General features: G+C 53.8%; 13 protein-coding genes. 7 read left to right on the top strand and 6 right to left on the bottom strand.

Features of this window, described 5'->3' with window-relative positions; genetic code table 11:
• From ACI43T_RS05800 to ACI43T_RS05775, 6 genes are all read left to right on the top strand, one after another.
• On the top strand, window positions 1-2,380 hold a 2,380-nt coding region (locus ACI43T_RS05800; RefSeq protein WP_405385818.1), incomplete at its 5' end, for a DUF1983 domain-containing protein.
• A gap of 53 nt (window positions 2,381-2,433) precedes the next feature.
• Window positions 2,434-2,802, top strand: a complete 369-nt coding sequence (locus ACI43T_RS05795) for a hypothetical protein (RefSeq protein WP_405385816.1) — start codon at window positions 2,434-2,436, stop codon at window positions 2,800-2,802.
• A gap of 62 nt (window positions 2,803-2,864) precedes the next feature.
• Window positions 2,865-3,287 (top strand): hypothetical protein, encoded by a 423-nt coding sequence (locus ACI43T_RS05790; protein WP_405385814.1) that lies wholly within the window; start codon window positions 2,865-2,867, stop codon window positions 3,285-3,287.
• Window positions 3,284-3,565: a hypothetical protein gene (locus tag ACI43T_RS05785; RefSeq protein ID WP_009174500.1), complete on the top strand. Its 282-nt coding sequence runs from the start codon at window positions 3,284-3,286 to the stop codon at window positions 3,563-3,565. Before ACI43T_RS05790 ends, ACI43T_RS05785 begins: the two co-directional genes overlap by 4 nt.
• 46 nt (window positions 3,566-3,611) lie before the next feature.
• Window positions 3,612-4,082: a lysozyme gene (locus ACI43T_RS05780; protein WP_009174499.1), complete on the top strand. Its 471-nt coding sequence runs from the start codon at window positions 3,612-3,614 to the stop codon at window positions 4,080-4,082.
• Complete coding sequence (locus ACI43T_RS05775) at window positions 4,033-4,584, top strand: hypothetical protein (RefSeq protein ID WP_405385811.1); 552 nt, start codon at window positions 4,033-4,035, stop codon at window positions 4,582-4,584. Before ACI43T_RS05780 ends, ACI43T_RS05775 begins: the two co-directional genes overlap by 50 nt.
• Window positions 4,585-4,627: 43 nt before the next feature.
• On the opposite strand, the gene ACI43T_RS05770 is transcribed toward ACI43T_RS05775, so the two are convergent.
• The gene (locus ACI43T_RS05770) at window positions 4,628-5,785 is read right to left on the bottom strand and encodes a site-specific integrase (RefSeq protein WP_405385809.1); all 1,158 of its coding nucleotides are present in this window, start codon (window positions 5,783-5,785) and stop codon (window positions 4,628-4,630) included.
• A 97-nt stretch (window positions 5,786-5,882) separates the two neighbouring features.
• On the opposite strand from ACI43T_RS05770, the gene dusA reads away from it, so the two are divergent.
• Window positions 5,883-6,920, top strand: coding sequence for a tRNA dihydrouridine(20/20a) synthase DusA (dusA, locus tag ACI43T_RS05765; protein WP_405385807.1), 1,038 nt, complete (start codon window positions 5,883-5,885; stop codon window positions 6,918-6,920).
• 229 nt (window positions 6,921-7,149) lie between these two features.
• Here dusA and ACI43T_RS05760 read toward each other — a convergent pair whose 3' ends face one another.
• The 5 genes from ACI43T_RS05760 to glnA form a co-directional block, all read right to left on the bottom strand.
• Window positions 7,150-8,271, bottom strand: coding sequence for a Csu type fimbrial protein (locus tag ACI43T_RS05760; protein ID WP_308023225.1), 1,122 nt, complete (start codon window positions 8,269-8,271; stop codon window positions 7,150-7,152).
• Entirely contained in the window at window positions 8,262-10,730 is a 2,469-nt protein-coding gene (locus ACI43T_RS05755) for a fimbria/pilus outer membrane usher protein (RefSeq protein ID WP_405385805.1), read from the bottom strand. The genes ACI43T_RS05760 and ACI43T_RS05755 overlap by 10 nt, the downstream gene beginning before the upstream one ends.
• Complete coding sequence (locus tag ACI43T_RS05750; protein ID WP_405385803.1) at window positions 10,717-11,442, bottom strand: fimbrial biogenesis chaperone; 726 nt, start codon at window positions 11,440-11,442, stop codon at window positions 10,717-10,719. Before ACI43T_RS05750 ends, ACI43T_RS05755 begins: the two co-directional genes overlap by 14 nt.
• Window positions 11,443-11,473: 31 nt before the next feature.
• Entirely contained in the window at window positions 11,474-12,103 is a 630-nt protein-coding gene (locus ACI43T_RS05745) for a spore coat protein U domain-containing protein (protein ID WP_405385801.1), read from the bottom strand.
• 477 nt (window positions 12,104-12,580) lie between these two features.
• A complete protein-coding gene (gene glnA, locus ACI43T_RS05740; protein WP_405385799.1) occupies window positions 12,581-13,999 on the bottom strand; it encodes a type I glutamate--ammonia ligase in 1,419 nt (472 codons plus the stop codon).
• Between the last annotated feature and the right edge of the window lie 43 nt (window positions 14,000-14,042).

Genomic DNA, 14,042 nt, shown 5'->3' with positions numbered 1-14,042 from the left:
GGAAATCAACACGCTGACGGCGAAGCTGGACGGGATGAGGGTCGGCGGGCGGAATCTCATTCGGGATTCGGCTGCCGAAGTGCGGAACGCGAATTACCTGATGCAAACCTATTCCCTGTCGGACAACACATTGCAGGAAGGCGAACCGGTCGTACTGACACTGTGGGGCGAATTGGGTTCAGACCGCGAGGCGTTCTGGCCGTTTAATTCGGATGGGTGGAACTGGCTGGGCGTCATGGAAAAGGTGTCCGACGGTGTTTACCGGATTGTTACGACATGGAAACGGTCGAAGAACAACCCGCCCAACGACCGCCTGCTGATTTATTGCGGCCCGACCACTGGCAAGACGACGTCCCGCATTGACCGTATCAAGCTGGAACGCGGCACTGTGGCGACGGACTGGACGCCCGCACCCGAAGACGGCGCCGCTGCGGCGTCCGAAGTGGCGGCGCAGTTGGCCGCCCATAAAACCGCGCAGGCTGAAGTCGACAAGGCGCAGACTGCCGACCTTACGGCGGCCAAGTCCGCGCTGGCTGGTGCTGTTGCCGACATCACGTCCATCAAAACCACGAAGGCTGACAAGTCAGAAGTAGCGGCATTGGCGCGTGCGACACTGGCTTCCGAATGGAAATCCGCGGCGGACGCCGCCAAGGCGGCTGCCGTTGCCGCCGCGCAAGCCGATGCCAAAACCAAGGCGGACGCCGCCCGGGCAGCAGCCGAAGCGGCGGCGCAAGCCAAAGCGGAGGCGGCTAAGACGGCAGCGGTCGCATCCGCGGCGGGTACTGCCCAAGCCAAAGCCGATGCAGCGAAAGCGGCGGCGATTGCTGATGCGGCAGCGAAAGACGCGGTCGTCAAGCAACAGGCGGCGGCAGATGCCAAAGCCAAGGCGGATGCTGCGTTGAGTGCGGCCAAAACGTATTCAGACGGCCTGAACCGCGATGTATCGGCGAAAGTTGACCGTTTGTCCGAAACCGTAACCCGTCAGGATTCGGCGCGAGCATCGGAAATCAACACGCTGACGGCGAAGCTGGACGGGATGAGGGTCGGCGGGCGGAATCTCATTCGGGATTCGGCTGCCGAAGTGCGGAACGCGAATTACCTGATGCAAACCTATTCCCTGTCGGACAACACATTGCAGGAAGGCGAACCGGTCGTACTGACACTGTGGGGCGAATTGGGTTCAGACCGCGAGGCGTTCTGGCCGTTTAATTCGGATGGGTGGAACTGGCTGGGCGTCATGGAAAAGGTGTCCGACGGTGTTTACCGGATTGTTACGACATGGAAACGGTCGAAGAACAACCCGCCCAACGACCGCCTGCTGATTTATTGCGGCCCGACCACTGGCAAGACGACGTCCCGCATTGACCGTATCAAGCTGGAACGCGGCACTGTGGCGACGGACTGGACGCCTGCGCCAGAGGACGGCGCCACTGCGGCGTCCAACTTGGCGGCGGTGGTGCAACAAACCAGCACCGCAGTTACCGAGCTTGGCGGCAAGGTGCAATCTTTATATACGCTGAAGACCGAAGCAATATCAGGCGGTCGTAAGGCGATTGCAGGAATTGCGATTGGTGCCGACGGGCAGACGGGCAGCGGTGAAATTCTGTTGATGTCCAATAAGGTGGGGTATGTTGACCCAAAAGATAAGTCTGTAACACCTGCGTTTGTAACAGTAATTGAAAACGGCAAGGCGAAACAGGCTTTGAACGGTGATTTATTCGCCACTGGTTCGATATTGGCTAAACATATCGCCGCAAATCAGACGATTGAAGCCCCAACACTGAACGGTGCGACGGTCAATGCCGGCTTGATTGTCGGCGGTACGATACGCGGCGCGAAAATTGAGGCTGTGGATTTGGAAGCGGCCAATATTATTGGGGATGTGGTGGCTGTTCGGACATTTGAGATGAGGCAATCGCCGCAGGGTTATTCTGAGTTAGTCTGTCAAATTCCAGAAAGCCGTAAGAGCAGGCGGACACTGATTGTTCCGCAAGTTTATGCGTTTGCTGAAAATGGCGCAAACGTTAGCTTGCAGCTTTATATGGACGGCGTTATTCAACGGGATATTGCCATTCAATCGCCGGAAAGGAGAATAGAGCACAGCAGTTCGCAATCATATAGTGCGTGGGTGCCGGGATATAATAAATCTTTTAACATCAATAACAAAATGGAAAATATTAATATTTCTCCTACACTTATTGCTGGACATATCCCGATTAATTTCTCTATCCCATATCATCTACCGAAAGCTGGCTGCGTATCGTTTCAACGGGTAATCGACGGAGCGGCGCATTCGCTGCATATCTTATGCAGGCTTAACGGTAATTTTGACTATTCATCGTTGGGTGATGTGTCCGGTATAGTTTGTTTAATCATTTAACCGCAGGCCGTCTGAATTTCAGACGGCCTTTATTTAACCTGAAAGGAAAAATCATGTCTAAAGACAAAAATCAAATCATTGTAGGTATCTCCCGTGAAATCGTCGATACAGAAACCGACAGTTCGGCGGCTTTCCATGTCATCCGTTATTTATCGCTTGATGTGGCGAGCGGGTTTCATTCCGTTACTGTGGACAGTTATGTCCGCCAATCGACGTTTGAACGCGGCGGGCGTGCTGTTGGCAGTATGCAGTTTAATTTGACGGGTAAACCGCCGCGCGGTTCCGATATTCAAGATTGGGCGTATCGTTCGATTGTGGCCGAAATTGAGGCGGGTACAACCGATTCGGCGGGCGCGCCGGTATTGGCAAACAGCCTGACCGGCGCAGATTTGGTTTATGCCGATTTGCCCGATGCCGTCTGATTCAAAAAAAAATCAAAGGCCGTCTGGAAGTTCAGACGGCCTTTCACATAAGGAAATGGAAAATGTCGGAACCGATTATAACCCCTGCCGCCATCTATACTTTCGGCGGCGTGGTCGGCGCGGGTCATTTGTTGGGTATGCCGGTTGATGCGGTCGTGCTAGGCGCGGTTGCTTCGGCTGCGGTAACCATGATAAGCGAACCGAAAAGCCGGTGGTTAGTTGTGGCCTATACAATCATCGGCGGGCTTCTAGGCGGAGCGTTCGCGCCGCCGCTGACCCATTTTTTAATAGGCGAAGCCATCGGCAGGCATCCGTCTTTGGGCGAACAGCGTCTTCAGTTTGCGCATGTGTTCGCGCCCGTAGTGGTTGGATTACTGTGGCAGGTGTTGTTGAAATTTGCCCGCACTGTCTGGCCGTCGTTCGAAAAACACGCGGACGATATTGTGGAATGGCTGCTGAATCTTCTGCCGTGGAGACCGAAATGAAATTGATTTTGTTGTTGGCATCGGCCATGCCGTCGGTAATTGTGTCATATCTGATGCTTTGCCGTCTTAATGCTCGTAAATGGAGTGCGGCGTCGCCTGAAGGTTGGACGTATTTGTTCTTTTTGGGCGGGGCGATATATACGTTTTATGTCGCATTCGTTTACGGATTTATGCCAACGGTGGGTAAGTTCATGATGGATATTGCCGCCTGCATATACTTTGGCAGCCGTTCATTGCGGGTGAAGAAGTGGCAGCGTTGGCGCGGTTTGAAACATTGATAAGAGGCCGTCTGAATTTCAGACGGCCTCTGTGTAAGGAAAGATAATGAATGAAAATCTACATCTGGACGGCAGCGGTTATGAACTGATTGTCGGCTGGGAGGGTAAGCGCAATCACTCTTACTTGGATAGCGTACGTATTCCGACTATTGGGATTGGCTTTGTGCGTTATACGTTGGGCGCACGTGCAGGTCATAAAGTGTGCATGGGCGATACGATGACGGATGAAGAAATCAAAGCAGAATTTCTGAATCAAATAAAATCGTATGAGAACGGCGTAAAAGAAGTTGTGAAAGTCCCCTTAACTCAATCGCAATTCAATGCCTGTGTATCTTTGTGTTACAACATCGGCGTTGCGGCATTTGCAAAATCAACGGTTGTTCGCCGTTTGAATGAACGCAAATACAAAGCTGCATGTGATGCGTTCGCAATGTGGAATAAAGCAGGCGGTAGGGTGATACCCGGTCTTGCAAACAGGCGGTCGTCAGAACAGAAGGAGTTTTTCAGAAATGGTTAGCGATTTACTGAAATACTGGAAGCCACTAGCGATAGTGGCGTTGTTGGCCGTTATTTTTGCTGCGTGGCATTTTGACCGTGCGGAGAAATATCAACGCGGGCGCGATGCGATGGCCGCCGAAATTTCAAACCGTCTGAAAGACGGTTATATCGAACAGGCGAAAACAGCGCGTGAAGCGGAGCAAAAAGCAGCTACCGCGATGGCCGAACGCCAAACCCAACTTGAAAAGGAAAAAGAAAATGCGAAACAAACTGTTACTGCTATGCGTTTTGAGCTTGACCGCTTGCAGCAGTACGCCAAACATCAAAGTAGCGTCCGAAACATGCCCGCAACCGCTACAACCGCCGCCGCATCTGATGGCGCGGCAGATTCCGCCGGTTGGCAGCTTTTCGGAAAGTGCGCGGCTGAATATGCTGGATTGGCAGAAACCGCCGATAGCCAAGCCGCGGATTTAAGGGAGTGGCAGGCATATGGACAAACGGTAATTGAGCAGTCAAAATAAAACCGCATTCTAGGGCGGCAAGATACCGCCCTAGAAATACGGATCAGGATAAGTTCAAGTCGTTTTCGGCATTCTTTATTGCTTCGTCAAATTCCAACCGCTGCGGTCGTTTACGCAGATTGACGTATCGTTCTAAACTTGCCCAAGTGTTATGTAGCGTTACCATCTGCATCTGCGGCGGGGTTGCGCCGTCTTCGGCAAGTCGCGTCGCGCCTTCATGTCGCAGGTCGTGAAAGCGCAAATCATTGATGCCCAGTACATGACATGCGCGGGTAAATGCCGCGCTGATGCTTTTGGGGTCAAGCGGAACCAAACTGTTCGGCGTTCCGTTGCATTTCAGCATCCGGCGGCGGGTTTCGGGTTCCGACAGAGCCGCAATCACGGGTAACGCTTGCGGGCGGACGTCGAACTTTTTGTCATTCCCTTTGCTGCCCTGCGGATGCTTGACGTCGCGTATCAGCCATTCCGCGCTGTCTGGGTGGTAGTCGTCCAGCATCATCCGACATATTTCGTCTTGCCGTCTGGTCGTGTAGATTGCAAGCCACATAATCAGGTGCATCGGAATCAGATTTGTTTGCCGCCAGTTAGTCCAATTTTGATAAAAAAATGTGGTTAGGCGTTGCAATTCGTCGCTCGTTGGCAGGCGGTTCCGTTTCGTTGATTTCGCTATGATTCCTGATTTACCCAAGCCTTCCGCTGCAAAGTCCAATTCTTGCCAGCTTACCGGCATATCCCAAACGTAAAATGCGTGTTTCAGAACGGTTCTGATATATTGCAGTTCTTGCAGCGCGGTAGATGCTGCAATCGGCTTGATGCCCTCTTGCGGAATGCCCCGCCGGCGCAGCATGATATGTTCGGCATAGTCGGATCGGCGTATCTTGTCGATGCGGACGCGGCCGATGGGGAACGATGCCAAAAACCGCAACCCCATCTGCTTCGAGCGTCCGGCGTTGTCGGCTTCCGTCAAATAACGGTCCACGGCTTCATGTAGCGTGGGGAACAGTTTATTTTTCTGACCGAACAAAATATCAGGGTTTAATTCTATTTCCGCTTCTCTGCGCTTTACCCATTCCGCCGCCATTGATTTTTTACTGAACGTTCGGCTTTCGGTAAAATTCGGATAGCCGTTTTTTCGGATACGGATAACCGCCCGATAGACGGTTGTACCGGAAGGATTGATGCGTTTTGAGATTGTGCCCATGCCACCATTTCCAATGTTTAAAATTATGGTGGCAGTATGGTACACGCTAAAACGCAAAACGGGTTAAAAATATACTAAATAGACTAGAATAATCAGTATGGAAAATTACGAAATTCCGTTAATAAACAAGAAAGTTATTGATTATAAAGGAACAAGGCGCGTATGTGTTGCGCCCATGCTAGACTGGACGGACCGCCATTTCCGTTATATGGCGCGACAAATTACTGAAAACGCATGGCTTTATAGCGAAATGATTAATGCCGGAGCCATCATATACGGTGATAAAGACCGTTTTTTAATGTTCAACGAAGGCGAGCAGCCCGTCGCCCTGCAACTGGGCGGCAGCGAACCGGCCGATTTGGCCAAAGCCGCCAAGGCCGCCGAAGAATACGGCTACAACGAAATCAACCTTAATTGCGGCTGCCCCAGTCCGCGCGTGCAAAAAGGCGCGTTCGGCGCATGTCTGATGAACGAGGTCGGATTGGTTGCCGATTGCCTCAATACCATGCAGGATGCCGTTGATATTCCTGTTACCGTCAAACACCGCATCGGTGTCGACCGCCAGACGGAATACGGCGTTGCCGCCGAGTTCGTCGGTACGCTGTATGAAAAAACGGCCTGCCGGACTTTCATCGTCCACGCGCGCAACGCATGGTTGGACGGCCTGTCGCCAAAAGAAAACCGCGAAGTGCCGCCGCTCAAATACGATTATGTCTACCGTCTCAAACAAGATTTTCCCGAACTTGAAATCATCATTAACGGCGGGATTACCACCAACGGACAAATTTCGGAACACTTAAAACATGTTGACGGCGTTATGGTCGGCCGCGAAGCCTACCATAATCCGATGATTATGCGCGACTGGGACCGGTTGTTTTACGGCGAAAGCAGCCCGCCGGTCGAGTATAACGATTTGGTTCGGAAGCTATACGAATACAGCCGCGCGCAGATTCAGGCCGGACGCGGCACTATTCTGCGCCATATCGTCCGCCACAGTCTCGGCCTCATGCACGGATTGAAAAACGCCCGAACCTGGCGGCGTATGCTTTCCGATGCTGCATTGCTGAAGGACAACGACGGCAGCTTGATTCTCGATGCTTGGCGGGAAGTGGAAAAGGCGAATATTTGGGAATAGGGAGAATGGTTTTCAGACGGCCTCTTTAAATTAGAGGCCGTCTGAAAATTTTTATGCAGGCTAATGGTAGAGTGACGTTTTTTACACGAAAAGGAGGCTCATTCCCGTGAAGGCAGAAATTTAGGTTTCAGGCGCTGCCACAATATTTAAACATTGCGGCAGCCTTGCAGAGTCTGGATTTACGCCTGCACGGGAATGACGACTCTCCATAAATACCGAATCCGCGTTATCAATACTTCACATGCACCGTTACTTTGTCGCGGTATTCGTCGGGGGTGTAGTCGGTGCTCCTCACTTCCGCATAGACAGTATGCGTCTGTTCGTTGCCGTCGCCGGTCTGATTGGATTTGACGCTGCCCGAACCGCTTTCGTTGTTGCCCCAGAAATGGGCATTTGATGAGGAAGATTTGCGTAATTGGTAAGGGACTTTGTCGGTATTGGTCGCGGCATGGTTGAGGGATTTCATTTCGCCTTTGCCATCTTGGTTGCCGTTGGAGGGAACCAGCCCGATGGAATAGGGGGTGCTGTTGGTGCAGCGGACGGTCAGGTTGCCCGACTGTTTCAGATCCGTACTGCCTGCGGTGTGCGTACCGAAGTCAATGTCGTCGGCGGCGGTGATTTCGCAGACGGGTGCAACATGGGCTTGGACGACGAAGGAGAAGCGGTTGTTGGTCAAGACGCTTCCGCAATCGGCTGGGTCGGGAGTGCCATAACGCTCAGCCTTCCAGCTTAAGGAGGTGGAGCCGCCGGTAAAGTCTGCGAGGTAATAGCCAGAAGTTGTGGGAATGGCGTTGTTTTGTCCGCTGATCAATCTGGCTCTGATGGGGATGGTTCCGCTAGCAGAAGTGTTAGGGGAGATACGCATGACGCCTGTTCCGACGCTGCTGGGAGAGTTTGCCGTGTTATCCGTTCCCCAGTTGGTATTATCGGGTTTAAGTAATGATAGTTGCAGTGTTTGGGCGTTATTCCCGCTATGAACCATTTTTCGGGGGGTATATATGTTTGTAAATCTTCGACCCCCGTCAATATTGAAGCACAGGCGCACTTTTACGGTATAAGCATCGTTATTGGCGCATTGGTAGTTGATGGTGGCTTGAATATCTTCCGGCTGGTTATTGTTCAGAAGGTTGACGCCGTTGCCTTGGCTTCCGAATACCAAGGCAGGATTGCCGTTGACGGTTCCGTTTCCTTGTACCGTCGCCGTACATTGCACAAACCTTCCGGCTACGCCGCTGTTTGCCCACGCTTGTCCTACGGACAGCGACAGCAGTCCGAATACGGCAGGCAATGCAGTCTGCCGCAGAAGGCGGTTTGCAGTTTTCAGACGGCCTTTTTTCATTATCATTTGCATATGATGTCTCCCAAATCCGGCAGAGTGTCCGGATTGCGTTCTTTGGGGTAATCGGCTTCAAACGAACAGTTGCCGCCGTTTTCGGGCAGTGCAACTGTGAAGCTGTTTTTACCCTCTTGCATGTTTTCAATATAGGTTTTGCCGTCGAAGCCGGTAACGGCAACGGGGTCGCCTTGTGCGTCAGCAATGGTACCGCCGCCCGGCAGCCATTGATTTTGTCCGTCTTTCAAGGTCATGGTGGCGGCGCGGGTACGGTGTATTTTAAATTCGACGCGCATACCGGAGCGTTCGGACGGGGCGATTTCGGCGACGGTGTGTTCAAGCTGTACGTCCAGCGGCAACTCGGTAATATCAACGCTGACGGTGTTTTTCTGGTAGGCGGAGAGATTGGGGATAAGTGCCAGCCCCCTGCGGTTGGTTTTGCCTACGGGCATGCCGCCCGCGCGGATGGGAACGTCCGCCATGCCGCCGGTGCTGACGACGGCGAAACTGTCGTTGACTTGGCGGGTGGCGAACAGGCCGCCGCCCATCAACACGATACCGCCGCGCCAGCCTGCGTTCCAGTTGTTACTGTCGGCATGGCTGTAGGTGTTTGCCCATCCGTCGCCGTAAACGCTGTGGTAGCGGATGTTGGCGTTAAGCGTATTTTTTCGACGTCCCGTCGTGTCTTCGGTTTGCTGCCAGCTCAAGCCCCAGTTGGTGCTGTTCAGACCGCTGCCGGTTTTGTTCAGCGTCATTTGGTAGCTGTTGTCGCGGCCGTTACGTCCTGCGCCTGCCGAAGCCGAATAGCCTTTGTCCAAGTTGACGGACAAACCTGCGTAGAGGCTCAGTTCGTGTTTGCCGTTGAAATTTTTGGCGGCGCTGGTATAGAGGCTGGCGCGTTTTTTCAGATTGCGGCTCCAGCTGAAAGAACCGATGTTGTCGGCAGGCCGTCCTTCAGTGCGCGAATGCAGGTACGACAGACTGAACGAACCGAGTTTGTCGCTGCTCCATCCTGCGGATACGGAAGCGGAGGTGCTGCCGTGTCTGTCGTCGGTTGGGCGGCGGTCGTCATAGGCGGTATCACCCAGTTCGGCGAAACGGCCGTCGGATTTGTTCCAGCCTGCACTGAAAGAGGTTTGGCGCCATTGTGTGCTGAAAAACGCGCTGCTGCGTTGTCCGGTTTGTCCGGCGAAGCGGCTTTGAGCATGAGTCAGGTTGAGCTGGCCCAACGAGCCGAGCAGGGTGTCGGCGGAAATGCCGATTTGGCGATAGCCGTGTGCGGCTTCACCGTGGATTTGCGCGGTCAGAAAGTTGGTCAGGCCGTAGCGCAAAGTGCCGCTGGCGGCAGGATCGGACTGGTATTTTGCGGAACGGACGCCGTAGTCGCGGCGGACATAGCCTGCTTCAAGCGACCATTCGTTAAGGCCTTTGGCCAGCAGGCCGCTGCCGCCGTAAAGCGGCATATCGACGACGACGGTACGCCCTAAAACGTCGGTGGCGACGACTTGCGCGTTGCTGCGGCCGCTGATGGTGGGGGGGAGGACCAGTTCGTATTCGCCTGCCGCGATGTCGCGGCTCATCTGTTTCACACCGTCAAGATAGAGGTCGACGGTGCCGGGCAGGGTGCTGCGGCCGAGATAGGAGCGCAGCGGTGCGGTCTGTTTCCACGGTTGCGTGTTGTAGGTACGGGAAAGTTTGATGCCGCCGATGCGGGTTCCGCCCCACGAACCTAACTGTCCGGTCAGTGTGTCGCCGACGGTCAGCGACAGGCCGCGTTCCGGCCAAACCGTGCGCCAGTAGGTATCCAAGCGGGCGTCGCTGCGATGGTTTTCGCCGTCGCGGGCATGGCTGCGGTTGGCAAACTGGGTGTGGTTCAGATAACCCCAAGGCGTGGTCAGGCGCAGTTCGCCGAATACGCCTTGGGTGCTGCCGCCGGAATTGTTGCGCGAAAAATTGGTGTCATAGTTCAACACGGCTGCAAAACCCGGGCGGCCGATTGGGTAGCGGTTTTCTTTTTGTTCGCCGATACGGGTGGTTTTCAGATCGGGCTGCCATTCCAACGGCGCGGTAATGTCCAGGATTTGCGTGGCGGCATCGTATTTTGCCTGCAAGCCGGGCACGGAGGCGAGATCGAACCATACGCCTGCGCCGGGTGCGGACGCCCCATCCTGTATTTCAGGCGTAACTCCGCCTTTGCCTGCTTCGGCAGCAGTTTCAGACGGCAACACGACACCGTAGGCACGCAGCGATTCGGCGCGGGCATACAGCACGCCGTTGCGCGACATAAAGGGGGCGATACCGTCGCGCACACTGCCGTTGACCGTTACCTGAGGATAAACGGTCAGCCACGCTTGCTCGTAGGCAACGGGCGCGGCCTGCGGCAGGATGTCCTGTGCAGGCGTGGGCAGGGCGTACAGACACAGCATCAGTGCGGCAGTCAGCCGGCTGAGCCGTATCTTGGGGTCAAGGGGTAGCAAACCGGACCTCCGGCTGGGTTGCGCCGCCGTTTACCGTGGCATTCAGACGGCCTTGGCTGAATACGGCGGGAGAAACGTCCAGTTCGCGTTTCCATGTATTGCCGGGCAATACATAACCGGCCAAGCCGCCGGCCAAAGTCAGCGGTTCTTTGGCTGAGGCCGTCTGAAGGTTGATATTGCTCAGTTGCGCGTGGGCGGTACCGCTGTTTTCGGCGACCAGCACCGTTTTTCCGTTGGCGTTTTTTTCCGCGCGCCAGTTCAACTTGGCTTCGGCATTGTTTTGGACATTGGTAAACAGCGGCAGGGAATAGCGCATGACAAATTGCAAACCTTTGCGCGGTTTGGCCTGCGGTGCGGGCAGTTCGTCCACAATCAGGCGGTAGGCTTCTTCCACCGGTTTTTCAGACGGCCTGATGCGTATCACGCGGAACTGTTGCTTGGCTCCCGCTTCGAGTTTGACCATAGGCGGGCTGGCAATCACCGCATCGGTGGGAGTAAGGACTTCGTTCCCTTTTTCGTCCTGCGACCAACTGTAAACGCGCACTTGCGCCGTTAACGGTTCGCTGCCCGTATTGCCCAAAGTAAAAATGCCCGCCCGCTGTTTTGCGGGCAGGGACAAAGATGTCGGATTAACCTGCAAACCGGCGGCATGGGCATGAAATGCCCCCACCGCCGCCAGCATACCGACTAGTGTGCTGATTGTTTTTTGCATGAGGTTTTTGGTTTTTGGTTGAGATATTTTTTTAGTAAGCCAAGGTTACTTTTACTTGGTCTTGATATGTATCGACGAATTTGTCCAGTTCGCCTGCGGGTACTGCGGCGAAGACGGGTAATTTGATGGTCGCGTTCGAATCCAAACCTTTACCAGTCAGAGACAATACGTCGGAACCCGTACCCCAAGGATTGGAGGTTGCAGTTTCTGTGATTGTCGTGGTCAATCCAGAGCCAGTAACAGTCGGTTTGTAAAGTTGGTAAGCGATGGTGTCGGTATTTCCTGAAGTAATGCCTTGCATGGTACCTTTACCATTTGCGGTCTTAACATTCTGAGGTTCCAAAGCTACGGTGAACGGTGTGTTTTTACTGCAATTAATTTGAATGCCGTTGCTTGCGCCGCCAACGTTGTTTTTGTCAATTTGGAGAGAAGAGGAAGAGGCAGTGTGGGTGCCGAAATCAATGTCTGCCCCTGCAAGATTCGGGGAGTCGGTAGTAATTTTGGTACCGCTCAATCCTGTATCTGTAGTTAATACCTCACAAGTACCGGTTAATTTGAGATGTACGTTAAACATGCCTGTTCTTTCAGCCGCCATCGCAGAAGTGCTGAATGCGAGAGCAGAAGTCAAAGCCAGAGCGGTTAAGGTGAATCGGGTTTTCATATGATTATCTCCGTAATGAACGTTTTTAAGTGTTAGAAAAACAGGTTTTTGAGCCTGTATGATGTTTTACGCGGTCAGTTTTTGTGCCTGAACGGTATGTGATGGCATTATTATTCTTTAGGCTGACTGTTGCAACGCGATATTGTTTCTTATTTTGTAATCTATTGTTCTGTCTGTTATTTTTGTAAATATTTTGTGTAGTATTTTTGCAAATTGTATATGATAAACGGTAATTTTTCCTGATGGTAGGCCGTCTGAAAACTTGTGTGACGGTTTCAGACGGCCTGGAAATTGTTCTGTAACGGGAATGCGGCAATGCGGGATTTTTTGCTGCGATTCTGTTCTTTAGAAATTGTCGGGCAAACTGGAGGGTTATCGGACGGGATTGTCCGTTCCGTCGATAAATATATAGAGAGGCCGTCTGAAATTTGTTTTTCAGACGGCCTCTCTATTAAGCCGGAAACCTAAAATCCGGTTTTACAGGCTGTAATACATTTCAAATTCCAAAGGATGCGGCGCCATGCGGATGCGGCGTACGTCTTCTTCTTTGAAGGCGATGTAGCTGTCGATCCAGTCTTTGCTGAACACGCCGCCGCGCAGCAGGAATTCGTGGTCGGCTTTGAGCGCGACGAGTGCTTCTTCCAAAGAGGCGCAGACGGTTGGAACGAGTGCGTCTTCTTCCGGCGGCAGGTCGTAGAGGTTTTTATCGGCAGGGTCGCCCGGGTGGATTTTGTTTTGAATGCCGTCCAAACCCGCCATCAGCAGGGCGGCGAACGCCAAGTATGGGTTGGCAGTCGGGTCGGGGAAACGCGCTTCGATGCGGCGTGCCTTGCTGCTGTTCACGGACGGGATGCGGATGGACGCGGAACGGTTTTTGGCAGAGTAGGCGAGTTTGGTCGGCGCTTCGAAGTGCGGCACGAGGCGTTTGTAGGAGTTGGTGGACGGATTGGTAATCGCGTTCAGGGCTTTGGCGTGTTTGATGATGCCGCCGATGTAGTAGAGCGCGGTGTCGCTCAAGCCGGCGTAGCCGTCGCCTGCGAACAGGTTTTGACCGTCTTTCCAGATGGATTGGTGGACGTGCATGCCGCTGCCGTTGTCGCCCATGATGGGTTTGGGCATGAAGGTGGCGGTTTTGCCGAAGTTGTGGGCGACGTTTTGGATGACGTATTTCATGTCTTGGGTTTGGTCGGCGCGTTTGACCAAGGTGGCAAAGCGCGTGCCGATTTCCATTTGGCTGCCGGTGCCGACTTCGGCGTGGTGGACTTCGACTTCGATGCCGAGTTCTTCCAAAATGTTCACCATGGCGGAACGCAGGTCTTGTCCGGCGTCAATCGGGGCGACGGGGGCGTAGCCGCCTTTGACGGTAGGGCGGTGGCCGGTGTTTTGACCGTCCATGTGCAGGCCGCTTGCCCATGCGCCGCTTTCGGACGTGATTTCGTAACGGGTTTTGTGCATATCGGTTTCAAACTCTACGCCGTCGAAGACGAAGAATTCGGGTTCGGGGCCGAAGTAGGCGGTGTCGCCGATGCCGGAGGATTTGAGGTAGGCTTCGGCACGACGGGCGATGGAGCGCGGGTCGCGGTCGTAGCCTTGACCGTCGGCGGGGTCGATGACGTCGCAGGTGAGGACGACGGTGGTGTCATCGTAGAAGGGGTCGATGAAGGCAGTTGCAGGGTCGGGGCGCAACTGCATGTCGGATGCCTGAATGCCTTTCCAGCCGCCGATGGACGAGCCGTCAAACGCCTGACCGTTTTCAAACCACTCTTCAGGGTCGTCGAGGACGATGCGGGCGGGGACGGTGAAGTGGTGCTGCTTGCCTTTGGTATCGGTAAAGCGCAAATCTACGAAGCGGGCTTCGCTTTCTTCAATCAGCCTGACGGCGTTTTTGATGGACATTTTCGGCTCCTAAAAAGTAAGAAATGGAATTCGGCAAGTGCGT

This window comes from Neisseria oralis, assembly GCF_045062685.1.
Lineage (GTDB): Bacteria > Pseudomonadota > Gammaproteobacteria > Burkholderiales > Neisseriaceae > Neisseria > Neisseria oralis.
The sequence above is the reverse complement of the archived record's forward strand: the minus strand, read 5'-3'. Positions and strand labels throughout refer to the sequence as shown.

Bases quoted from the DNA above. Each gene is read 5' to 3' on its own strand.
- ACI43T_RS05795 (WP_405385816.1), top strand. From the start codon at position 2,434: ATGTCTAAAGACAAAAATCAAATCATTGTAGGTATCTCCCGTGAAATC.
- ACI43T_RS05790 (WP_405385814.1), top strand. From the start codon at position 2,865: ATGTCGGAACCGATTATAACCCCTGCCGCCATCTATACTTTCGGCGGC.
- ACI43T_RS05785 (WP_009174500.1), top strand. From the start codon at position 3,284: ATGAAATTGATTTTGTTGTTGGCATCGGCCATGCCGTCGGTAATTGTG.
- ACI43T_RS05780 (WP_009174499.1), top strand. From the start codon at position 3,612: ATGAATGAAAATCTACATCTGGACGGCAGCGGTTATGAACTGATTGTC.
- ACI43T_RS05770 (WP_405385809.1), bottom strand. From the start codon at position 5,785: ATGGGCACAATCTCAAAACGCATCAATCCTTCCGGTACAACCGTCTAT.
- dusA (WP_405385807.1), top strand. From the start codon at position 5,883: ATGGAAAATTACGAAATTCCGTTAATAAACAAGAAAGTTATTGATTAT.
- ACI43T_RS05760 (WP_308023225.1), bottom strand. From the start codon at position 8,271: ATGCAAATGATAATGAAAAAAGGCCGTCTGAAAACTGCAAACCGCCTT.
- ACI43T_RS05750 (WP_405385803.1), bottom strand. From the start codon at position 11,442: ATGCAAAAAACAATCAGCACACTAGTCGGTATGCTGGCGGCGGTGGGG.
- ACI43T_RS05745 (WP_405385801.1), bottom strand. From the start codon at position 12,103: ATGAAAACCCGATTCACCTTAACCGCTCTGGCTTTGACTTCTGCTCTC.
- glnA (WP_405385799.1), bottom strand. From the start codon at position 13,999: ATGTCCATCAAAAACGCCGTCAGGCTGATTGAAGAAAGCGAAGCCCGC.